The organism is Staphylococcus auricularis, from assembly GCF_001500315.1.
GTDB lineage: Bacteria > Bacillota > Bacilli > Staphylococcales > Staphylococcaceae > Staphylococcus > Staphylococcus auricularis.
Genome location: NZ_LLER01000024.1, coordinates 1 through 217, shown reverse-complemented (window position 1 = coordinate 217; position 217 = coordinate 1). Strand labels below are relative to the sequence as shown.

The window sequence follows — 217 nt, the reverse complement described above, 5'->3', positions numbered from 1 at the left end:
AAATATCTAATGTATGTCCCTCTGCATCAATGGCACGATATAAATAGCTCCATTTTCCTTTTATTTTGATGTACGTCTCATCAATACGCCATTTGTAATAAGCTTTTTTATGCTTTTTCTTCCAAATTTGATATAAAATTGGGGCATATTCTTGAACCCAACGGTAGACCGTTGAATGATGAACGTTTACACCACGTTCCCTTAATATTTCAGATAT

Annotated in this window: 1 protein-coding gene; it reads right to left on the bottom strand. The window is 33.6% G+C overall.

Features of this window, described 5'->3' with window-relative positions; genetic code table 11:
- Positions 1-217 (bottom strand): DDE-type integrase/transposase/recombinase (locus APS80_RS10320; RefSeq protein ID WP_157064353.1); only part of this gene is annotated, 217 nt, incomplete at both ends.